At 41.3% G+C, this 22,611-nt stretch carries 23 protein-coding genes; 13 read left to right on the forward strand and 10 right to left on the reverse strand.

What is annotated here, in order from left to right:
• Positions 1-400 precede the first annotated feature (400 nt).
• Complete coding sequence (locus tag RE474_RS10540) at positions 401-742, reverse strand: hypothetical protein (protein WP_309310329.1); 342 nt, start codon at positions 740-742, stop codon at positions 401-403.
• A gap of 249 nt (positions 743-991) precedes the next feature.
• A complete protein-coding gene (locus RE474_RS10545) occupies positions 992-1,213 on the reverse strand; it encodes a DUF1059 domain-containing protein (RefSeq protein ID WP_309310330.1) in 222 nt (73 codons plus the stop codon).
• A 123-nt stretch (positions 1,214-1,336) separates the two neighbouring features.
• Here RE474_RS10545 and RE474_RS10550 point away from each other — a divergent pair, with 123 nt between their 5' ends.
• Both RE474_RS10550 and RE474_RS10555 read left to right on the forward strand, forming a co-directional pair.
• Entirely contained in the window at positions 1,337-1,870 is a 534-nt protein-coding gene (locus RE474_RS10550) for a putative ATP-dependent zinc protease (RefSeq protein ID WP_309310331.1), read from the forward strand.
• Between the two features lie 180 nt (positions 1,871-2,050).
• Positions 2,051-3,172: a tetratricopeptide repeat protein gene (locus tag RE474_RS10555; protein ID WP_309310332.1), complete on the forward strand. Its 1,122-nt coding sequence runs from the start codon at positions 2,051-2,053 to the stop codon at positions 3,170-3,172.
• Positions 3,173-3,297: 125 nt separating this feature from the next.
• Here the strand turns inward: RE474_RS10555 and RE474_RS10560 are convergent, their stop codons facing one another.
• Entirely contained in the window at positions 3,298-4,539 is a 1,242-nt protein-coding gene (locus tag RE474_RS10560) for an SLC13 family permease (protein WP_309310333.1), read from the reverse strand.
• Between the two features lie 107 nt (positions 4,540-4,646).
• Between RE474_RS10560 and RE474_RS10565 the strand changes: the two genes are divergently transcribed.
• The 5 genes from RE474_RS10565 to RE474_RS10585 all read left to right on the forward strand — a co-directional run bounded on the left by RE474_RS10565 (position 4,647) and on the right by RE474_RS10585 (position 8,994).
• A complete protein-coding gene (locus RE474_RS10565) occupies positions 4,647-5,378 on the forward strand; it encodes a fumarylacetoacetate hydrolase family protein (protein ID WP_309310334.1) in 732 nt (243 codons plus the stop codon).
• Positions 5,378-5,677, forward strand: coding sequence for a hypothetical protein (locus RE474_RS10570; protein WP_309310335.1), 300 nt, complete (start codon positions 5,378-5,380; stop codon positions 5,675-5,677). The genes RE474_RS10565 and RE474_RS10570 overlap by 1 nt, the downstream gene beginning before the upstream one ends.
• A 167-nt stretch (positions 5,678-5,844) precedes the next feature.
• The gene (locus tag RE474_RS10575; protein WP_309310336.1) at positions 5,845-7,554 is read left to right on the forward strand and encodes a glutamate--tRNA ligase; all 1,710 of its coding nucleotides are present in this window, start codon (positions 5,845-5,847) and stop codon (positions 7,552-7,554) included.
• 95 nt (positions 7,555-7,649) lie between these two features.
• Positions 7,650-8,612: a YbgA family protein gene (locus RE474_RS10580; protein ID WP_309310337.1), complete on the forward strand. Its 963-nt coding sequence runs from the start codon at positions 7,650-7,652 to the stop codon at positions 8,610-8,612.
• Positions 8,613-8,721: 109 nt separating this feature from the next.
• Positions 8,722-8,994: a hypothetical protein gene (locus tag RE474_RS10585; RefSeq protein WP_309310338.1), complete on the forward strand. Its 273-nt coding sequence runs from the start codon at positions 8,722-8,724 to the stop codon at positions 8,992-8,994.
• Between the two features lie 86 nt (positions 8,995-9,080).
• On the opposite strand, the gene RE474_RS10590 is transcribed toward RE474_RS10585, so the two are convergent.
• Positions 9,081-9,671 (reverse strand): 30S ribosomal protein S3ae, encoded by a 591-nt coding sequence (locus tag RE474_RS10590; protein ID WP_309310339.1) that lies wholly within the window; start codon positions 9,669-9,671, stop codon positions 9,081-9,083.
• Positions 9,672-9,981: 310 nt separating this feature from the next.
• Here RE474_RS10590 and thiM point away from each other — a divergent pair, with 310 nt between their 5' ends.
• The 4 genes from thiM to RE474_RS10610 all read left to right on the forward strand — a co-directional run bounded on the left by thiM (position 9,982) and on the right by RE474_RS10610 (position 13,201).
• The gene (gene thiM / locus RE474_RS10595) at positions 9,982-10,767 is read left to right on the forward strand and encodes a hydroxyethylthiazole kinase (RefSeq protein WP_309310340.1); all 786 of its coding nucleotides are present in this window, start codon (positions 9,982-9,984) and stop codon (positions 10,765-10,767) included.
• A 5-nt stretch (positions 10,768-10,772) separates the two neighbouring features.
• Complete coding sequence (gene thiE / locus RE474_RS10600) at positions 10,773-11,423, forward strand: thiamine phosphate synthase (RefSeq protein ID WP_309310341.1); 651 nt, start codon at positions 10,773-10,775, stop codon at positions 11,421-11,423.
• Positions 11,424-11,608: 185 nt separating this feature from the next.
• Positions 11,609-12,094, forward strand: coding sequence for a hypothetical protein (locus RE474_RS10605; RefSeq protein ID WP_309312245.1), 486 nt, complete (start codon positions 11,609-11,611; stop codon positions 12,092-12,094).
• A gap of 171 nt (positions 12,095-12,265) precedes the next feature.
• Positions 12,266-13,201, forward strand: coding sequence for an NADP-dependent oxidoreductase (locus RE474_RS10610; RefSeq protein ID WP_309310342.1), 936 nt, complete (start codon positions 12,266-12,268; stop codon positions 13,199-13,201).
• Between the two features lie 67 nt (positions 13,202-13,268).
• Here the strand turns inward: RE474_RS10610 and RE474_RS10615 are convergent, their stop codons facing one another.
• Entirely contained in the window at positions 13,269-14,777 is a 1,509-nt protein-coding gene (locus RE474_RS10615; protein ID WP_309312246.1) for a serine--tRNA ligase, read from the reverse strand.
• 267 nt (positions 14,778-15,044) lie between these two features.
• On the opposite strand from RE474_RS10615, the gene RE474_RS10620 reads away from it, so the two are divergent.
• Together RE474_RS10620 and RE474_RS10625 are read left to right on the forward strand one after the other, a co-directional pair.
• The gene (locus RE474_RS10620; protein WP_309310343.1) at positions 15,045-15,974 is read left to right on the forward strand and encodes a ketopantoate reductase family protein; all 930 of its coding nucleotides are present in this window, start codon (positions 15,045-15,047) and stop codon (positions 15,972-15,974) included.
• Between the two features lie 56 nt (positions 15,975-16,030).
• The gene (locus tag RE474_RS10625; RefSeq protein ID WP_309310344.1) at positions 16,031-16,600 is read left to right on the forward strand and encodes a uracil-DNA glycosylase; all 570 of its coding nucleotides are present in this window, start codon (positions 16,031-16,033) and stop codon (positions 16,598-16,600) included.
• A 43-nt stretch (positions 16,601-16,643) separates the two neighbouring features.
• On the opposite strand, the gene RE474_RS10630 is transcribed toward RE474_RS10625, so the two are convergent.
• The 5 genes from RE474_RS10630 to glmS are packed head-to-tail and all read right to left on the reverse strand — an operon-like array spanning position 16,644 to position 22,610.
• A complete protein-coding gene (locus tag RE474_RS10630) occupies positions 16,644-16,877 on the reverse strand; it encodes a KEOPS complex subunit Pcc1 (RefSeq protein WP_309310345.1) in 234 nt (77 codons plus the stop codon).
• On the reverse strand, positions 16,874-18,214 hold the full coding sequence (gene recJ, locus RE474_RS10635; RefSeq protein ID WP_309310346.1) for a RecJ family nuclease: 1,341 nt from the start codon (positions 18,212-18,214) through the stop codon (positions 16,874-16,876). The genes RE474_RS10630 and recJ overlap by 4 nt, the downstream gene beginning before the upstream one ends.
• Positions 18,215-18,245: 31 nt before the next feature.
• Positions 18,246-19,454, reverse strand: coding sequence for a bifunctional sugar-1-phosphate nucleotidylyltransferase/acetyltransferase (gene glmU, locus RE474_RS10640; protein WP_309310347.1), 1,209 nt, complete (start codon positions 19,452-19,454; stop codon positions 18,246-18,248).
• Positions 19,451-20,752 (reverse strand): phosphoglucosamine mutase, encoded by a 1,302-nt coding sequence (gene glmM, locus RE474_RS10645; RefSeq protein WP_309310348.1) that lies wholly within the window; start codon positions 20,750-20,752, stop codon positions 19,451-19,453. The genes glmU and glmM overlap by 4 nt, the downstream gene beginning before the upstream one ends.
• A 28-nt stretch (positions 20,753-20,780) precedes the next feature.
• Positions 20,781-22,610, reverse strand: a complete 1,830-nt coding sequence (gene glmS, locus RE474_RS10650) for a glutamine--fructose-6-phosphate transaminase (isomerizing) (protein ID WP_309310349.1) — start codon at positions 22,608-22,610, stop codon at positions 20,781-20,783.
• Position 22,611: the final 1 nt, after the last annotated feature.

The raw sequence follows: 22,611 nt of genomic DNA on the forward strand, positions 1-22,611 counted from the left end.
AATTTTCTCTGCCTTAATGCTTTTAAGAAAATTTATCTTATAAAAAAGAACGTGAGTTAAACGGTCTGCTCGCCAGCATGAAGAACTTCAGGATGAATGAAGGATTAATAATCACATCCGGTGAGTTTGGAGAGAATGAGATTGATGGGAAGAAAGTTAGATATGTGCCGTTGTGGTATTGGATTTTGAAAGAAAATACCTGAAAATTTAAATCTCACTTCTTCCCTCTGTTCTTCTTATCCCTCTCATATATCAACGTACTTTTTCCCGAGACGCTATGCGTTATCTTGTCGATATTTCGACATCCTTCACTTAGTTAAAAATTATTATTATTATTATTATTTCCAGATCAATATCGTGTAATCTGATAGTCACTTAGTAAAAAATACAAAGAAGCAACCTACTGTTGCCCCTTCCTCAAACTCTTCATTCTTTCAAGTTCAGCCTCAAGTTCCTGGATCTTCAGCTCATCGATCTTATCGGTAAGCTCGTCCAGTTCCTTGTCTGCCATTTTTACAGAATCGTGGATCTTTTCAAGAATATTCTTTTCCAGACTGAGTTTTTGTCTCTTTGTTTCACTGACAAGATCCTCAACAAGTATTTTTCCTTCTTCCTTGCTAAGTTTTCCGGAATCAACTTTTTCTTTAACGAATTCTCTGATCTTCTCTTCTGAAAGTGCTGCAAGTCCTGCACCGATAAGTGCTGCTGCTCCTAAAAGACCGACCTTTTTCATTTTATCCATATTAAAACTCCCACAGGTTAATTTTCGTAAATAAACTGACATACAATGTTTAAGTTCAATCCCAAAGTCTGATCAACATTGTATTAACATAAGTAAATGGGAGTTCAAAATATATCAAATAGATGGAACTCTATAAGAATCAATATAAATTAGTTCGCATTCATTAAAAAGAGAAGGGCACTACAGAAATCTGATTATTCACAGGTTCTGTAATTTCAGTTAAAATTGAACAATATATACTAAGATCTATTAATGGTGGTGGCCACAGCCACAGCTTCTCCCGAGGAATGTGGAAACCCTGTGTTTAAGGTGGTGAACCTGATGCTCGGTCATATCATCAAGAATGTCCTTATGTTCAGTATCAATATGCTCAAACATATTCTGCTCAACTTCATCAAGGCTGTCTCCAATTGCCATATAGTTACAGCCATCGATCCCTACATCACTGCATTTAACCATTTTTATTTTCATAAAGTCTGCTCCGGTAGTTAGGAATGGGATAAATGCAGGTAGTAGGATATAAACTTAGTTTTCAAACGAATTTTTCCAGATTGGTAACATATTTATCGCTAAGAGTCAATCATATTTTGAAACATGAAGATCAATGACCTTAAAGCCATCCTGAAATTCAGTTCAAGAGAGGAAGCCATATTTGGAAGATTCGACATTCCTAAGGATGCATTCTATCCCATGATCCTCTCACTGAAAGTTGGAGGTGCATGGAGCTATTCCACAGATGACCTGAAAAGCATCTCTGTGATGAAAGTCTTCACGGATTACGATAAAGAGAGTAAAACAGGTCATACTATTGAAGAAGTCTGGTTGTTACTGAATCCTGAGTGGATATCAAAGGAAGGAATTGTTCACAGGCTGGAAAAATGTGGTGGGAAAGATGAACGTTCTCTTGTTACTAGACCATATTCAGTTACACTCAAGGCTGAAAGAATAATAGTTGCCTCAATCAGCACTGCAAAAAAGAAGATCTTCGTAAAAGAATCAACTGAAAAAACAGTATCATTCTCCGGTCCTTCTGCATTCTATGCTGCACATGAGATGGAACATCTGGAACATGTGGAAATAGAAGGACTTCCCATGTGGGCTTTTGAATATGAAGAAGTAAAGGACTGAACTTCACATTTTAATGTCTCAACTAAGTCATTAATTAAGGCATATCTTTTTATATACTTCATACATGCATTAAAAATGCAAATACAGTTATTAAATAGATAAACAATTTAATAACTGGGTTAAAGGTACTGATTATTTCACTCTATCCGGAAAGCTTTCCGGTTTGAAAAAGGTGTTTACATGGGAATGTTAGATGACGTAAAATCAAAGAAAAAGCAGAAAGCTGCTGAGAACTGGATTAAAATGGGTGATTCAGCCAAAACGATTGAAAAACAGGTTGAATATTACACTAAGTCACTGGATATAGATCCTTACAGTGCTGAAGCATGGTTCAAGAAAGGCCAAGCTCTTGAAAAAATGGGACGCTTTGAAGAAGCCAAAAAAAGCTTTGATCTTGCCATAGAAGTCGACCCGGATTATCAGGGTCTTATCGGAGGTTCCTACAAACCTTCTGCTGATGTTCCTTCCTCTTTATTAGTTGAAGAGGATTTAAATGAGGTAGAACCTCCTGAATCTGTAATTGAAGAAGAACTGATGGAAGAAGAATTCATTTATGAGCCAGAGACCATTGACGCTGAAGAACCTTCAGATGAGGGTATTTCCTCATATAGACCACCTGTTGGTGATGAATCGATATTCAGCAACATGATATCAAATAATGATTCTGATAATGAACCATCATATTCAGATGAAGATCATGTTGAAGAGCAAGAAGAGTTCATCGAAGAAATCGACACAGAACCTGAAATATTTGCTGCACATGATTCAGAATATGAATCCCGTGAAGAACCAGAGGAGATTGTTTTCGGAGGTAGTTCTATTTCTTCATCAGAACCCACTGAAGATAATGTGATCTCAGGTTCTCCATCAGTTGCTGAAAGAGATGAACCATCTGTATTATCATCTCCTGAACCTATGGAAGAAAGGGAGGATACATTCTCATCCCCATCCTCTACAGCACCGGAAGAACCTGTTTCTTCAAATACAGCTGATGAGAATATCATAGGAAGATCCAAGCCTAAATCAATATGGTCTCCATCTGCAAGCACTTCGGCAAGCACTCCGGCAAGCACTCCAGCAAGCACTCCAGTAACCGCTTCAGTTCCTCCAACGTCAGAAGCACCAAAAAGACAAACATCAGGATATGAAGCACCTTCCGGCAGTATAGCAGTTTCTAAACCAGTTGCAATTTCAGGAGCTGATCTTGTGGACATAAGGATACCATTGAATGAAACTCTCAAGTTCTGGGCAGTCGGCGTTGTGGCAATGCTTATTGTCCTGATTCTCTCCAGGATACTTTGAGACTGTAATATCACAGGTTTAAGGAATTCCAATTAAAAACAGAGATGTCCGTTTTCAGGATATCTTTATTCTTTTTTATGTTTTCTTAAGTTTAAACGTGCTTTTCAAAATGCTTGGTTCATTATTCATCCGATAAATATCCAGTAAACAAATATCTGCACTATGGTGAGAGGTATTCCAATTCTGGCAAATTCAATGAATCCAAGTGAGATATTACCCCTGCGTTCGGCGTTCTGTATGATGATAACATTGCTTGCAGCACCCAGGATTGACAGGTTTCCTGAAATAGTACTTCCTGCTGCAAGTGCCACAAAATCCCCGGTGCTGGCATTGGCATGCAAAAGTATGGGTATATAAAGAGCCACCAGTGGAACGTTGGATATTAACTGGCTGAGCGTTACACTTATTGTAAGGATCATTGGCACTGTGCTGATGTCAATTTCGGATGAAGAGATAATATTCTGGAAGAATCCACTGTCCCATACACTTTCCATTAGTATGAACATGGCCACGAAAAAAATAAGGGTGTGCCAATCCGTATTTTTCAGTACTTCTTTTCTTCTTTCACTGAAAATGAGAATCGGTATTGAAGCTATCAGAGCTATGTATGTGAGTTTCAGGTCGAAAAGTTCTGTCAATCCGGTTATTGCCAGTAGTATCTTTACACAAACAAGGAGCAATACAAGTGCCAGTGAAGTTCTGGAAAGTCCTGCAAGTTTCTGATCGCTTATAACCTGCTTTGAATGGCTCAGCACAGTTGAAGTGAAATTCTTCCGATATGCAATTCTCAGGAATAAGTATGCAATTAATAGGTTAATGGCAGTTGGAAGAAGCAGATGTTCCATAAATGCAATAAATGGATTCGGTATGCAACTTTCAATTGCTATCAGAAGATTCTGGGGATTACCTATTGGGCTTATTACACTTCCAGTTGTCACTGCAAAAGCAAGGCTCATAAGAAGCAGTTTTGGATCAATATGATGGTCCTTTGCAAGCAAAAGCACTACTGGAGTTCCGATTATAGCAAGTGTGTCATTCATAAGAAAAGCTGAGGCAAATCCCATTCCAAAAAGGATGTACAGCACTACCAGATCAACGGAACCTGCGGTTTTAAAAAATCGATACGAAAGGTGGGAAAGATAACCACTCATTTCAAGAGCCTGTCCTATAGTGAACATTCCAAAAAGGAATAGTATAACATCGATATTGACAGCTTTAATGGCGGAAGCTATTGAGATCTGGCCTGTCAGAAGCACTGCGGCTGCACCAAGTGACATTATCTGCCAGATGCCAAGTCTCACATTTCCAACCTGTCTTACGGCTGTAAGAAAGAACACAACGGCTAGAATCACTAATGGTATTATCACTGTAGCTTCAAATCTGCCGGTTTGCTTAAATATTTTACTTAGAACTCTGCTCCCGTGTACTTTCAATACTTATCCTTATCTAGAATGAAAACAAAACAGTCCCACTAATGTTCGGACGATTCAGGTATAACGATAATGTATTTTACGGAGAGGTTGATGGAAATAAAGTTACTTCCATGGAAGGCTCTTTCATGGAGTGCGAACTCTCCGAATTGGAAATACTTCCTCCTTCAAATCCATCAAAGATCGTATGTGTGGGTTTGAACTATCATGACCATGCCATCGAGCTTGGTATGTCTGTTCCCGAAGAACCAATATTGTTTATAAAACCTCCATCAGCTGTTATCGGAAACCACGGAAAGATAATGTACCCGAAAATAAGCAAGCATGTAGATTATGAAGCAGAGCTTGCTGTTGTTATAGGGAAAAGGTGTAGGAATATAACTTATGACCGGGCTTGTGATGTGATCGCAGGTTTTACCTGTTTTAATGATGTGACTGCCCGTGACCTGCAGCAAAAAGACGGTCAATGGACAAGGGCTAAAAGTTTTGATACTTTTGCACCGGTGGGTCCTTTTGTAGTACCTGTTGGAGATTTTGATCCTGAGAACGCTTCTATTGTAAGTCGTGTAAATGGTGAGGTAAAGCAGGATTCTAACATAAGCAACCTGATATTTGATATTCCTTATCTGCTGGAATTCATTACCGGAGTTATGACACTGGAGGTTGGAGATATTATTGCAACAGGAACTCCTCCCGGAGTAGGTGAGATTCATCCCGGAGATGTTGTTGAAGTGGAAATTGAAGGAATAGGAACTTTGGTCAACGAGGTTGCATAATGCTATTCGATCAGGTTAACAAAGAGCTGGAACTTTCCCAGCGTCATTTAGAGGTTTTAAAAGTAGTTGTTGAAAGAGGGCCAATTGGTATTCTCAAACTTGCAGAGGAAACAGGCATGCCAACTCACAAAGTACGCTATTCTTTGCGTGTGCTTGAACAGGAACAACTGATCAAGCCTTCATCACACGGCGCGGTTGCAGGAGACGCAGTAAAAGAGTTCCTGTCTGATTTTGAAAAGAACATCAAGGAACTGATTGACAGGGCTGAGGAAGTAAAGGAAATAGGTGACTCTTTCTGAAAGAATTTCTGTTTTATTTATGATCTGACCATATCTTTTAAGTTCAGTTCTTATAATTCACTCTACTATATTGATGATTGTCGGACAATAGCAATTCCACTACGAAATTCATGTTATTCCGGCACTTGACACTTAATGCTCATATTTGATTTTCCCGGAGATCTATAATGACTTTAACTGACGACGATAAAAAGACCATAGAGAAATATGCACTGCAGAATGCTGTAAAATACGGCCAGGCACCACAGATCGGTGCAGTTATGGGTCGTGTGATGGGTGAATGTGCCCACCTGCGTCCAATGGCAAAGGAAGTCGGGCCTGTTATTCAGGAGATCCTTGCAGAAGTTGCTAGGGAAACCCCTGAACAGTGGCAGGCACGTCTAGAGGCTATTGCTCCTGAACTTATTGAGGAACTCAACACAAAGAAGGAACCTGATAAAGGTCTTAAAGCACTTGATGTTGAAGAGGGACAGCAGGTCGTTATGCGTTTTGCACCAAATCCAAATGGCCCTCCAACCCTTGGAAGTACCCGTGGTATCGTTGTCAACTCAGAATATGTGAAGAAATATGGTGGCAAGTTCATCATACGTTTTGATGATACTGACCCTCAGACCAAGCGTCCGATGCTTGAAGCATACGACTGGTATGTGGATGACTGTAAATGGCTTGGTGCTGACCCTGATGAGATTGTCATTGCATCAGACAGAATTCCAATGTATTATGACTATGCCAGAAAGCTCATCGAAATGGGAAAAGCATACGTCTGTTTCTGTGACGGTGCAGATTTCAAGAAATTCAAGGATGCCAAGGAAGCATGTCCTCACAGGGACGTAAGTCCGCAGGAGAACCTTATGCACTGGGACAAGATGCTTGCCGGAGAGTATGAGGAGAAATCCGCTGTCCTGCGTATTAAGACCGATATTACTCACAAGGACCCTGCGCTTCGTGATTTCGGAGCGTTCAGGATCGTCAAGGTCCCTCACCCACGTCCGGAAGTGGATGACAAGTACTGTGTCTGGCCACTTCTTGACTTTGAAGGTGCAATCGAGGACCATGAACTCGGCATGACCCACATCATCAGGGGTAAAGACCTGATGGACAGTGAGAAACGTCAGACATATATCTACAATTATCTCGGTTGGAAATATCCGAAAACAACCCACTGGGGTCGTGTAAAGATGCACGAGTTCGGTAAGTTCAGTACCAGTTTATTACGTAAGTCCATTGAGGATGGCGAATACTCAGGCTGGGACGACCCCCGTCTTCCAACACTCCGTGCAATGCGCAGAAGGGGTATTCTCCCTGAAGCCATTCGCAAGTTCTTCATCGAGATGGGTGTAGGAGAGACAGATATCAGCATTAGTATGGACACACTTTACGCAGAGAACCGTAAGCTTGTTGACCCTATTGCAAACAGGTATTTCTTCGTATGGGACCCTGTTGAGATTGAAATAACAGATTCAGAAGCATGTACAGTAAATCCTTCATTGCATCCGACAGAAGACAGGGGATGCCGTGAGATAGAAGTTGCCGATAAGGTCTACATCTGCAGTGAGGATGCTGAAAAACTACAGGTCGGTTCAAAGCTCAGGCTCAAGGACCTTTTCAATTTAGAGGTCACTTCTATAGAGCCTCTGCAGGCAAAGCATATCGGAGATTCCATTGAGTCAGTGAAAAAGGAAAAGATGAAGATCATCCACTGGGCTCCTATGGACGGAATTCCTGTAAGAGTTTTGTCACCTGACGGAGAGTTTACAGGTATTGGTGAAAAACAGGTTACAACTGAGCTTGATAAGATCGTACAGTTCGAAAGATTCGGGTTCTGTCGCATCGACTCAGTTGACAGTGAAGTTGTGGCTTATTACACACATAAGTAAAAAAGAAAAGGGGACTTCAAATCCCTATTATTTTTTGATTTATTTTCATAGTTTCATCCAAAAAGTCTTTTTTCCAGTTCACTGTTTTACATAATATGGAATCTCTTCCCAAATGCAGTTTTTCACGCCCAAAAATTGTTATCAGCAGATGTCTCGGTTTTGATAATTGCCGATATGATGGGCAAATTGTTCAATTTCCTTTAGCAGAAGCCATGAAACCATTTGTTGAATTTATTGATGTGTGTCCGGAGTACGATATTGGCCTCGGGATTCCTAGAGAACCTATACTCATTGTTGAGGATATTGACGGCAGTAACAGGAAACTGATACAACCTGCAACAGGACTTGATCTTACTGATAAAATGAAATCATTTTCCCGCTTTTATCTTGAAAAACTGGATGATTTTGATGGTTTCATCCTCAAATCAAAATCTCCTTCATGCGGTATAGGTACTACTAAAGTATTTCCTGATGCAGAGGCAGATGAATATACCCATCATGAAGGTAATGGATTCTTTGCAGAAACGGTGCTTCATGATTACTCAGAAATCCCTGTCATAGACGAGGAACAGATAAAAGACCCGATAAAGAGAGATTATTTTCTGACACGGGTATTTGTACTTGCATCTTTCAGGGATGCATCTGTTTCATGCAAACTTCATTCACTGGTACGGTTCCATACTGATAATAAGCTGCTTTTCATGGCTTATAATAAACAGATAATAACTGCTATGGGAAACATAGTTGCCAACCGGGAGAATCTACCGGCTGAAAAAGTGTATGAGGATTACACCGGACTTTTAATGCAGATACTATCAGAAGCTCCACAAAGTGGCCCTGTTATCAATGCTTTTATGCATGCCTTCGGTTATTTTTCAAGACATCTCAGTGCCGCTGAGAAATTCGGATTCATGCAGCAGTTGCAAAAGTTGCGGACAGATGACTCCGTGATATTTGAATTAAGAAAATGGTTCATGTTAATGGCAGATACATATAATGTGGAGTATCTTTCAAAGCAGACACTTTTCTGCCCGTATCCACCGGAGTTATCTGTTTAGTTTTGATGATTTTATGGGCTTTAATTCCTTAATAATACCTTATAATTATAAGTGCCCCCACATCAGATACTTTCATATCTTTTGAATTTCCATATTATATTGTCGGTACATGTCACGTGGGAAATCTAAAGGAGATGCTATCGTGGAAGACAATAATGATATCGAATTGATGGACGTTCAGGAATCTGATGAAGATGAAGAATTGATAGAAGTTTGTCCGGTATGTGGTAGTCCGGAACTCTATTATGAAGCAGGCGGTACTGAAGGTCTCTACCACTGTAAGTATTGTGGTTATATAGGTGCCTTTGTCATTGATGCGAACCTGGAAATGATGAAACTGATACGTGACGAATACGAAAGTAAGGCACGTGTTTCTGAATAATCTAAAGCTACGCTTGCTGAGTGAAACAAATTAAGAAAAAAGATGTTAACAGGTGGTTTAACCACCTATTGTTTTAAGTCTAAGATTTACTGCTTTGCAGGGACAGATTTGACTTCTGTCTTTCTGATCTCTACCCTTCTGAGTGGGTAGATGGACTTTGCGTTCCTGTAGATGTTTGCGGAAAGCTTGCCCATGATAGCTTCTTCGATGAACTGCTCGAAGTTAAGCTCTGCTGCACGTTCCTTGACGATCTTGACCATTACTTCCCTGATGCCTTTGATCTGGCTTGATCTTGCTCTCTTTACGGTGAAGCATATTGGTTTTACTCTGATGACGTATCCGTCCTTTGTTGTTACGTCAAGGTTTGCGTCGATCCTTGAGGTCTGACGCTTTACAATTGAGCGAAGGTAATCTGTTGTGATCTCGTGACCGAGGAATCTTGTGTTTGCAATGTCACCACTGACATTGTTGATCTCGAGTCTGAGCTTTGTGTTATGCTTTGTGAAATCGTTAGCAATTTCGCCGACTGTGGTCTCAACGACACGACCGATGAGCTGTTCAGGCTCTTCTGCAGGTGTAACGCCAATGTTTGTCCTGCTGATGAATTCCGGTGTTTCTACGTTGTACCATGTCTTTGACTTCCATTTGTCTAACTTTCTCTGCACTTTCCTTGCCAAGTAATAATTCCTCCAGATGAGTGTGATTTAATGATATAATTTAATGAATATTTGTAATCTGTAATTGTTCAACGAGCTGTCATAAATAATTATGAGATAATGTATGCACTGATAAATTGGCTCTCTATAGTATGCATATCCATATATAAACAAATCGGTTAGGCCGATCTAAAAAGTATCTGCATCAAATTTGCATTCAGGCAATAATGGTTACAAAAAAGTATTTTATGAATAAATACTTCTCTATGGCAATAGTAATTGAATAATTGCATGTAGTAAACTCATCATCAAAAAACTAAGGGGCACTTCAATGAAAAATCCGCTTGAATCTATAAGGGAATCTAAACCGCTGGTACATCACATAACAAACTGGGTAACCATCTATGATTGCGCAAACATCACAAGGGCTTTCGGCGCTCTTCCAATTATGGCTCATGCCCCGGAAGAATGTGCAGACATGACCGGCATTTCCACAGTTTTTGTTCTTAATATCGGAACCCTTACAACAGAACTTATCGATGCAATGATCCTCTCTGCAAAGGCTGCAAATGAGAAGAACATGCCTGTAGTCCTCGATGCAGTAGGAGTCGGTGCGACAAAGTTCCGTGATGAGATGGCTGCAAAAATACTTGATTCCGTTCGTGTGGATATAATCAAAGGAAACTACTCCGAGATTGCAAAACTTGCAGGTGAAAATGCAATTACAAGAGGTGTAGAGGCCACATCAATTGAAGCTGATCCAAGGAAGGTTGCAAAGGAATTTGCAAAAGCCAGGTCATGTGTAGTTGTAATGACAGGTGCTGAAGATATTATCAGTGATGGAGAAAGAACATTCGTTGTCAAGAACGGGCATGAACTGATGGGTTCAATTGTAGGAACAGGCTGCATGGCTGCATCAATAATAGGTTCTTTTGCAGGAGTAAACTCAGACCTCTGTGAAGCTGCAAAAGATGCACTCTGCTATTTCGGAATTGCAGGACAGCTCGCAGCCGAAAAGTCTGCAGGTCCCGGTACCTTTAAGATGTATCTCTATGATGAGGTCTACAACCTTTCCGATGAAAGAGCACAGTCCATGATGAACTTTGAAGAACAATGAAGCCGATGACTGACAAAAGAGCATTGCTGGATGAAATTGATTTTTACCTTGTGACAGATTCCGGTCTGTCCAGAAAAGGTACTCTTTCAGATGTGGAAAAAGCAGTTGCAGCAGGATGCAGAATAGTACAGTATCGTGAAAAGTCCATCAGTACAAAGGACATGATACTTGAAGCGGCACAAATTAAGACACTATGTGGCAGCGAGTCTATTTTCCTTGTAAATGACCGCGTTGATGTTGCTTTAGCCGTTGATGCTGATGGTGTACACATCGGACAGGATGACATGCCAATAGATACTGCAAGAGCACTTCTAGGATCTAACAAAATAATAGGTCTTACAGTTCATAATGTAGAGGAGGCTCTTGAAGCAGAAAGAATGGGTGCAGATTATATTGGTCTCAGTCCTATTTTCAATACTTCTACTAAAAAGGATGCTGGAAATGGCATAGGTCCTGAAAGCATCAGAGCTGTAAAAGATAGTATTAAAATCCCTATTGTTGCTATAGGTGGCATCAATAAGCAAAACAGTGAAAGTGTAGTTGTTAGTGGCGCTGATAGTCTGGTTGCTATTTCTGCTGTTGTATGCAGTGATGATGTAGAAAAAGAAACCAGAGAATTCATTGATCTGATACAAAGGATCAAATCTCTGAAGTAGCTACCTGTATTTTGAATTCTGGCTATATTTTTAAATATTTTCAAAATATCTATGCTTCTAAATAGCATAGAATCAATCATTTTTTGGTTTTGAGATAAACGAATCAAAACCTCATAGGTAATAACTCTGCATGAATATATATTTATTAATTAATAATATACTGTGTATGAGGGATAATTTTGCCAGTGATTAAAGATAAAATAACACTTGAAAAAATGCTTCAGCGTATGTACTGGATAGAAGCGGAAATGGAACAACTTGGCACCTGGGAGGCTCGTATTGAAATGATGGATGAGAATATTGCTGCACTTGAGACATTATCACATGATTCAGACAGACATGGGGAGCTCATAAAAAAGTGGCTAATTAAAGGGAACATTTCCATACCAGATGAAGCGCCTCACGGCCTTCCAAAACATATATTTGATTTTACTGGTTCTTCAAGTCAGGAAATGTTCAAGACTATAATGAAATATGAAATACTTGCAATGAATGCCTATAAAGATATGAAGAATACCAATCCTGCTGTCTTAAGTCAAGTATTTCCTAATGAAGGTGATGTGAACGAATTTCTTGATGATATGGAACAACTGATAAAAGATGAGGAAATGCATGCAGGCATCTGTAAAAAACAGGTGGGTGGTTATACAACAATAATGTATGGAAACTGATATCATTTTAATTGATAATGAGGGATAAACCCTCAAAAATGCTTAAATTATTCTTTTTTTCAGCAGATTACAAAATTACTTAACCTACAGTAACCTATTTTCTAAAACTGACATTTTTCGTAAATGTCAGAGATTTGTATTTATGGTTTAATAGTGGAGGAGGGAGTGACTATGAAAGCCGCTCAGATAAGTGAATACGGAAAAGATGTAGTAAAAATAAACCCAGATGCAGAGATGCCGGAACTTTCATCCGGAAATGTCATTGTGAAAGTACATGCAGCAGGTGTGAACCCCATTGACTGGAAGATAACAGAAGGATATTTGGGTCAGGCACTATCCGATAATTTTCCTTTGACCGTAGGCGATGATTTCGCCGGCACGGTTGAGGAAGTCGGCGAAGATGTAACAGAATATACAAAAGGAGACAATGTATATGGCTCCGGCGGTGTCAGGATGGGAGGTTCAGGAGCCATTGCAGAATACTTAGTTACCGGGGTTAATCTAATATCAAAAAAACCTGAGGATGCAAGCAATCATGAAGCTGCGGCCTTACCTCTTACAGGAGTAAGCGCAGTTGATGTAATTTATAATAAGATTAAGCTGGAAAAAGGCCAGAAAATCCTTATTCATGGTGGTTCCGGTGGAATTGGTTCAATGGCAATCCAGATTGCAAAACATCTGGGAGCATATGTGGCCACAACTGCCAGAAAGGATAAGGTGCAGTATCTTAAAGACCTAGGTGCCGACGAGATCATCGATTACAAAGACGAGGTATTTGAAGAGATACTAAAGGACTATGATGCAGTTTTCGATACGGTAGGCGGAGATACATATAAAAGATCGTTCAAGGTACTGAAAAAAGGTGGTGTGATCGTATCGATGCTCGGGCAGCCGGATACTGAACTGATGAACAAATATCAGGTTAATGCCCTGGGGCAATTCACACAGACCAACAGCGATAGCCTGAAGAAACTGGCAGAACTTTTTGATGATGGGGCGATAAAAGTGTATATTGACAGGGTTTTCCCACTGGATGAAGCGGCAGAAGCTCTAAAATACCAGCGGGACAACAGTGTGAAAGGAAAAGTTGTGATAGAAATAAATTAAAGGAACTCTGTTCCTTACATTTATTAACTATTTTTTCCAAATTTATGATTAATTTTAAAAGGATTAATCAGAGGAATTTAATTCCTCTTGGCATCTCTCCTACTCTTCTCCTGAATTCCTCAGGCCAGTTTTCAGGGTCAATTCCTTTCTGTGCAAAGAAAGCGGAAGCCCATCTTTCAAGTCCAACACCGGAACATCCTGACCAGAGTTCCTCACCGGACTGGCACTTGACATTGAATCCTGATGGATACTTGTTTCCGTTTACACTGACATTCTGGAATTCCAGCCATTCAGCGTCCTCACCGCGGTAAGGAAGTACAGCTTCATAATCGGTTGTACCGGCTTCAGTCTGCTCGGAAACTCCTGTGAGTCCTTCCTGTGCCATGAACCATGGAGTTACCCATGCCTTTCTCCATTCAAGGTCAAGTATCTCATTGAAGATATGCATATAACGGTCATGCAACTCGTTTGCGGTCTTAATTACCTGTTCCTTGTTTCCAACCCAGAGAATCTCTATCCTGTGGAACTCATCCACACGTTCCATTCCGTGGATTCCACCACTCTCATACCTGTGTGAGGTTCCTGACCTGTCAAACACCTTTATCGGGAACTCGTCGGTTGGTACGGTCTCACCCTGCAGGTATGTCCAGAATGGAGGACACTGTGCGTAGCACATTCCACCAATAGGGTCACCGATCTTCTCCTTGATAAGTGAAGTTGGAACTTCAAGGGTCACCTTGTAATGATCAATAACTTCCTCCCAGAACTCAGGGTCTCTTGTCTTTGGAGGACATACGTAATAGATCTCAGGATAGACACCCTTTGCATGTCCAGATTTCTGCCAGACTTCCCATGGTACAAGTTTCGGGAAGATCATTTCCCTGTATCCGAGAGGTTCAAGAAGCTCCTCAAGAACAATTCTCTCAAAAGTCCTGAACATCCTTGTGGATTGCGGACCATGTATCCACTGACCTCTGCTGGCACCTCTCTTAAGCCAGCCAGCATCCACCATTGCTTTGGTCGGATCTTCGTTGAACTTGTGGTCTTTTTTCTCACTCTGCCAGAGAATGTTCCAGTGCTCGGTCTTTCCACCATAGGACTGCTGCTCGAGCTTGTCCTCCATAAGGGAAAGTATCCTGTCAGGAACACGGTTTGACATTGCAGACTCATCAACATCAAGAACTAATTTGATAATTCCATCGTTGTAGGTCATTTCTGCAACATAAGGGATCTTCATTGGAGGAAGTTCTTTCTCAGAAGGAACTTCAATTGTGAATGACTCTACCTCGATTCCACGAATTCCTATTTTGAACTCCTTTCCAAGTTTTCCTGCAAGTGGTTTTCTCATACGGAGCAATGCATCATGGACACGCACGTACCTGCCGGATTCAATAACGAGTTTTATCCTGTCACCATCTACTTTCCATCCTGTGACCTTTGCACCCTGTCCTTCCGGTGCACCCTTGGTAAGAATACTGTGATTAGCTTCATGGATGTACTTGTCAACAACATCTGTGGCCGGTGTTGCATCTGCACTTGTCTTAATTGAACACTCCAGCCTGAATTTGAAGTCAATTGCAATTCCTGCACCTTCCGGTTTATCTGCCGGACAGCATTCATCTCTTTTCTTTGCTTCCATAGATTTCCATTCCTCTGTATGATTGTGATAGGGAAAATCAAGCAGCTATAACTGCTTCTTATGAACGTTATTGTTATTTCCAGCCCTCAGGCTACTTTATGCAAGATGTATCTTTTGCTAATTAAGAGCTTCTCTTAATTGGTCAGCCTCCAAGAGTTATTCTTTTAACGGAAAAAAGCGTCTAAGGCAAAAAAGAGGTGCTCTATGAAAATCCTGATATTAGGTGCAGGAGCAGTGGGTCTGACCCTTGCTGCAAAATTATCTTCTGTTTGTGATGTACATGCAGTATGCCGTCAGAGGCATGCTGACAAAATAAGATCAGATGGTTTTAAAATGACAGGCATCTGGGGCGAAGCTACCTGTAAATTCAGCTGTTCGGAAGATGCCCCCGAAGATGATTACGATTATATATTCATTTCTTCCAAGTCCACTGCGACCGAATCAATCTGTGAGCAATTTGCTGATATCATTAAAGGCAGGGAAGTTATCAGTATGCAGAACGGTATTGGCAACGAGGAGATCATAGCCAGATACACCGATAAGGTAATCGGAGGTACCATAATCACCGGTTTTGAATGGGCAGGAGATGCACAGATACATGTGTCTGTAGAAACCGGACCAATGAACCTCGGAAGATTCCCTTCAGGACTCGATGAAAGTGTCCTCAGGCTTGTTGAACTGGTAAAGAGTGCCGGAATTCAGGTTAGTGGTTCAGAGAACATCATGAGTTCTGTCTGGTCAAAAGTCCTTTATAATTCAGCCCTCAACCCACTTGGTGCTGTCATGGGAGTTCCATACGGTAAACTTGAGAACTCACACGCATGGAGTATTATTGAGAACATCGTTCATGAGGCTTTCAAGGTCACTGAAGCCGAAGGTGTTGTACTTCCATGGAAAACAGCAGAAGAATACCTTGCTTTCCTCCATGACTTCCAGCTCCCAAATACTGCAGAACATCATTCATCCATGTATCAGGATATCACATCGGGAAGGAAGACTGAGATTGATTTTCTCAACGGTGCAATAGTATCAAGGGCAAAGAAACTTGGAATTGATGCACCATACAACACATTCATTTCAGAGCAGATTCGCTTCATGGAAGCATTGCAGGCAGAAAAGCTGAAACAGGAATAAGGATTACAAACTAAATTTGAAATTAATATTGAAACTAGTATTGGAATCGTGATTATATGGCAGTCAGGTCGGTAAGTGAACTTGTGGAGCAGGGATTTGAAGCTGTTGAAAAAGAAATACTTGAATGTACAGACTGCCAGCTTCATGAGACTGTAACCAATAAAGTAATCAGTAAAGGCTCCAGAACTCCGAGAGTTGTTTTTGTTGGCGAAGCTCCAGGAAAGAACGAAGATGAAACCGGCGTTCCATTCTGCGGAAGAGCAGGCAAGAACCTCGATGGCATGATCGAGTACATGGGACTTTCAGGCGATGACTATGCTGTTATAAACACTATCAAATGCCGTCCTCCAAAAAACCGTAATCCGCTCAAAAGCGAGATCAAAGCCTGCAAGCCATTTTTAGAAGCACAAATTCAATTGCTAAATCCAAAAGTGATCATACTTCTTGGAAACACCGCTGAGAAAGCATTTTGTGATGGTGAAAAACTAGAGTGGGGAGTTCCAAAAGAAGTTAGTGGACAATATACTCTTCTGAAAATATACCATCCTGCAGCACTTATTTACCAGCGCTCAAGAATTGAGGAACAGAACGCGCTTATTGATAATAACAGGCATCTCTGGGGATAACGGTAGAATTGTAAAAGAAGAAATCTTAATACCAGATACAAACCTATTTTTCAAGGTCTTCTGCTATCTCTTCAGCTAGTTTTGCATTCATCAGCAGATCATCCACAGTGGCAATAAGTGAAGTTATCTTTTCCGTGGAAATATGAATACATACGCTGTCATCTTTGACTTCTGTATACATATTTGTCAGGTTATCAGGAGCTAGTGAATTTGCAATTCTCTTTGCCACATGTATGGCGCCTTCATCCTTGAATTCAATAGTTGTAGTAATTTTCATTGAGTTTGCTCCTGCTTAGGGAGTTGTTCTGCAACTATCTCATCAACCTTGGCAATGAACTGCTCGGCAGTTCCCGGTGGGATTGATGCGCCTGATGCAACATTGTGTCCTCCGCCTTCTCCACCAACTAACTTTGCAGCTTCACGGAGTGCAAATGAAAGGTCAAGTCCCTTCCCCACAAGTGCACGGGTGCCCCTTGCAGAAACTTTCACAAGATCATCAACCTGGTTTACTGCAACAAAAGGCATATCGGGATTTACATATCTGACAAAAGTACTGGCAATCATGCCTGTAGATTCCATGTCAGTGCCTATCAGGTAACCGATGCTTTTTCCTTCTTTGACCATATCCATGCCTTTTTTGATATTCTCCACAATGGATATCTGGTGAGAGATTGCCATATCTCTTGCTTCTTCCAGATGGTTTTTATCTTTCATGCATATGGAAAGTCCCATTCCATATTTTTCAGCCTTACCGCAGGTATTGAGAATTGCAACAAGGTCATAGACATTGGGAACGATCTCATTGTTCAATATGTAAACATCACCGATTGCAGCATCCACAGCCTCAGGACTTGCATGCTTTGCAAGTTTGAGTGCAACTGCTGAAGTAAGTGCTTTTGTCTGGTCCGGGTTCAGGTCCTCGATATTTCCTTCAATTTCAAGGAAATCCAGGAACTGGGCTATCTTTTCGCTGTCACCGGTTATATCTAGATAAGGTTCAGGCGTGTATTCAAGCACCTTTGCAATATCACCGTCACCGATTTTGAGCCCTTTCTTTATTGAAACGACTTCAGCATTCACAGCCTCTTCAAGAATATGACCGTTAAGTGTACTGAAAATCTGTTTGTCACCCACAGCACCTGCAATAGCAAGTCCCGCCAGGTCAATATTTGCAGGTTCCATTTCCATTGCCACAAAAAAAGTAACTCCTGATCCTGATATGTGCATTGCACCGTCAATTCCCACAATATGCGGGTTTACCAGCACCTTTGCAGGAGATTCACCTACAGGAACATGGTGGTCAAGTACAACTATTTCCTGCTTTATTTCGGAGATTACATCTGACTGGCCGCTGCCCATATCACAGAAAATAACAAGGTCATCATCTGCTGTGGTTTCCTTGACCATTTCAACAACGGACTTATCAAGACGTGGTACAATAGATGTATGAAAACGAATATCCTGTCTTAAAAGAGCCTGGCAGATAATGCCGGCTGATGTCAGGCCATCTGCATCATTATGGGAAATTACACGTACGTGTTCGTATTTCTCTATTACGTCTGCCGCTTCCCGTGCCAGTTCCTTGAGTTTTTGCATCTCGATATTTAAGTTCATCCGAATCTCCTAATAAAGATGGCAACGAGCCTTAATTAGTTTTTCTTCTGTACATCAGGACTTCACCGGGAATGGTAGAACTTCCGGCTTCCATCACAGTACCGATATTGATGCTGGTATTGATGCCTGTGTGTACATCATCGCCCATAATTACACCAAGCTTCCTTCTTCCGGTATCCACAACCTCGCCCTTGATAACAGATTTCACATTCTTATTGTCATGCCTGAGGTTTGCAACCTTTGTCCCGGCACCGAAATTACAGTTAGTTCCTATCACACTGTCACCGACATAACTGAGGTGACCGACATTTGTGCCATCCATGATCACAGTGTTCTTTATCTCAACAGCATTACCTATACGGACATCATTACCGATTGCAGTTGAAGCCCTGATAAAGCAATTAGGACCTATATCACAGTCATCACCTATAATGGCAGGGCCCATGATATAAGCACCATTTCTGATAATGGTGTTCTTTCCTACTTTCACATTACCATGCAATGTTGCATAGGGTTCGATTGTTCCCTCGCAGGTATTATCAATTTTTTCGAGCAGAACCTTATTTGCGTCCAGAATATCCCATGGTCTCCCAATATCGATCCACTCGGTTTCAAGAACTTCATAACCAACATTAAGACCATCGTCAATCATCATCTGAAGGGAATCAGTAATTTCATATTCACCCCTTGATGATTTACCGGTCTTTGCAATATAATCGAAAATAGCATCATGGAAAAGGTATATGCCTGCATTTGCAAGGTTTGTAGGTGGATTTTTAGGCTTTTCAATGATGCGTGTAACCTTATTCTCATCGGTTTCGATTACTCCAAAATGGGAAGGATTTTCTACCTTCTTGACACTGAGAATAGCATCTTCTGTTCTTGATATTAAATGAGCAATATGTTCTGTACTTACAAGCATATCCCCGTTGAGTACTATGAAATGACCTTTCACAAAGCCTTTTGCACAACCAATGGCATTTGCAGTTCCAAGCTGCTCTTCCTGGCGCACATATTCAACACTAATTCCAAGGTGGCTACCATCTTTGAAATAATCCTTAATAGCGTCCTCACGGTAACCTGTCACGATCAGGAATTCTTTTACTCCTGCCTCAATTGCCGCACTGATAGTGTGCTCCATCATTGGTTTGTTAGCAATTGGAAGCATCACTTTTGGTTTTGAAGCGGTGAGCGGTCTCATGCGTGTACCTTCACCGGCAGCCAGAATTACTACTTTCATTTGAGGCACTCCTTTACTATATTCTCAACTTTGGCATGTAGTTTCTCAACATCCTGCCTTGCTTCTGCTGTGACCCTTATCTTTGCCTCGGTTCCAGATGGTCTTACAAGCACCCACCCGCCTTCCATATCAACCCTGATACCATCGATACTGGAAACCTCACCCATGCTTTCAAGTTTTGAACTGACAGCCTGCATTACTGCAGACTTCTTATCGTTATCACATGCAACCGTGCTTCTGAGTGTCGGATACTTTGGCAACTCATCTCTGAGTTCTGAAAGTTTCTTCTCCTTTACAATATCAACAAGCAGGGCTGCTGCATAGATTCCATCCGGGCAGTAGGAAATTCTCGGGAAAATCCAGCTTCCAGATGGCTCGCCGCCAAAATCAGCTTTAAGTTTCTTCATTTCCTCGGCAACATAAACGTCTCCAACCCTTGTGTGAACAACAGTAGAACCGGGCATGGAGTCATCAACTATCATTGATGTGTCAACTGGAACCACGATCATCGGGTTACCTGTGCACTCAAAGCGAGCAAAGATTGCAAGCATTTCGTCCCCTGAAAGGAAACCACCTTTTTCATCCACAGCCATCATCCTGTCGGCATCACCATCGTGAGCAATACCAAGAGCTGCATCGAATTCCTTTACTGCTTTTTTCAGCATCCAGAGGTTCTTATCATTGGGTTCCGGGTTACGTGCCGGGAAATGACCATCAAGCTGGGAATTAAGCGTGATAACCTCGCATTCCATTTCGCGTAAAAGGAAAGGTGTTATTGTACCTCCTGCACCGCCTCCACAATCAATTACAACACGTATAGGTGCACCAGTGGAGTGACTGAGTATCATGTCCATGTGGTCCCTTACAGCATTTCCGTATGTGGTGATTTCACCCACCTCATTCCAGGGAACATAAACAAAATCCTCTTTCTCAATGATGTCCTCGATCTCTTCCTGCTGGGCTGAATCAAATGCCATGCCATCAGGATTCCAGAGCTTGATCCCGACGTCTGTTGCAGGGTTGTGTGATGCAGTGATCATTACACCACAATCATAATTTCTAGCTGCGTATGCAAGTGTTGGAGTTGTTACAAGACCAACTCTTACAACATTACATCCTGCAGACATCAGACCGGAAATTACTGCAAGCTCTATCATCTCCCCAGCTACCCTTGGGTCCCTGCCAATAACAGCAGTCTTCTTTGATTTTCCAAGAGCCATTCCAACTTTCAGTGCCAGGTCTACGGTAACTTCTACATTTGCAAGTCCGCGGATGCCTGAAGAACCAAATAACTTCATTTGCTATCCTCTCTAAAAATAAAATAATTTATTCTACAGTCACACTCTTTGCAAGGTTCCTTGGTTTATCAATGGAGCATCCCTTTGCATGTGCAGTATAATATGAAAGCAACTGCAGTGTCACTGAGGAAAGTACGGGTGAGAGTAACTCATGTGTAGGTGGCACACGTATCACTACATCCACATATTTGTCAATCTCTGTGTCATCGTCATCTGCAACTGCAATAACAGTTGCATCACGTGCCTTTACTTCCTTGATATTGCTCAGTATTTTCTCGTATGTGTGTCCTTTTGTAGCTATTGCCACAACCGGGGTCTCATCTGTGATTAGTGCCAGTGGCCCATGTTTAAGCTCACCTGCTGCATAACCTTCAGCATGAATGTATGAGATCTCCTTTAGCTTCAGAGCTCCTTCAAGAGCAACAGGATAATTCAGGTAGCGTCCAATGAAGAAGTAGTCCCTTTTATCAGCGAACTGCACCGCACACTCATTAATTTCTTCCTTCCTGCTGAGCACTTTCTGTATCTGTCCGGGAAGCTTTTTAATGCCAACTATAAGGTCTTTTGCTTCATTGGCACTGATAACTCCTCGTGTTCTTCCAAGATTTATGGCAAGCATGTAGAGAGCCATAAGCTGTGCTGTGAATGTCTTTGTTGCAGCAACGCCTATTTCAGGTCCGGCTCTGGTGTAGAGCACGCTATCCGATTCCCTTGTTATTGTACTTCCAACTACATTTGTAATTGCGATACTGCGGCATCCGTAAGATGCTGAACTCCTGACTGCTGCAAGAGTATCGGCTGTCTCACCGGATTGTGTGATTGCAATTGTGAGTTCCTCTCCGCAAAGAACCGGATTACTGTACCTGAACTCGGACGCAGTTTCAACATCAGTATGCAGGCCCGCAAGTTTCTCAAAGAGGTATTTCCCAAGAATACCGGCATTCCAGGAAGTTCCGCAGGCTATAATAGTGGCTCTTCTTAGTCTTTTTACTTCATCAGGTTTCAGGTATATCTCTTCAAGTGTGACGTTTCCTTCGAGCTCAGAAAGCTTACCTGCAAATGTGTTCTGTATGGAAGTTGGCTGCTCGTGAATCTCTTTGAGCATAAAATGTTCATAACCTGCCTTCTCCGCAGCTTCAAGATCCCATTCTATTGTTTCTGTGTCTCTTGAAACAGAGTTTCCTTCAAGGTCATATATTTCTATTGAATCAGGTCTGAGAAGACCTATCTCATTATCATTTATGAATATGACTTCTTTTGTGTGCTTCAAAAATGCAGTAACATCGGATGCTGCATAATTGCTGCCATTGCCAATTCCTATTACAAGGGGACTGTCTTTTCTTGCAAATGCTATAACATCCGGATCGTTATTGCTAAGAGCAGCAATAGCATACGAGCCATCAAGTTCCTTTACAGTTTGTGCAAGGCCATCAAGAAGACATATTTTATCATCGCAGCTCATTTTGGAATGTAAAAGATGTGCAATGACTTCGGTGTCTGTGTCTGACTTAAACTCATATCCCTGATCTATCAGTCTTTCCTTGAGTTCCAGATAATTCTCAATTATACCATTATGAACGACTGATATGTCTGATGATGTATGAGGATGAGCATTCCTTGTTTCCGGTTTTCCATGTGTAGCCCATCTTGTGTGACCGATTCCTATATTTCCTGATACGTTCTCAGGAATAATTTCTTCCAGGTTCTTTATTCTGCCTGCAATTTTATATGTTTCAAGTTTTTCGTTAAAAACAGTTACACCGGCAGAATCATAACCTCTGTACTCCAGCATTTTAAGCGATTCAAGCAATATAGGTACTGCCTGTCCATCACCAATATATCCAACTATTCCACACATT

The organism is Methanolobus sediminis (assembly GCF_031312595.1).
GTDB classification, from domain to species: Archaea; Halobacteriota; Methanosarcinia; order Methanosarcinales; family Methanosarcinaceae; genus Methanolobus; species Methanolobus sediminis.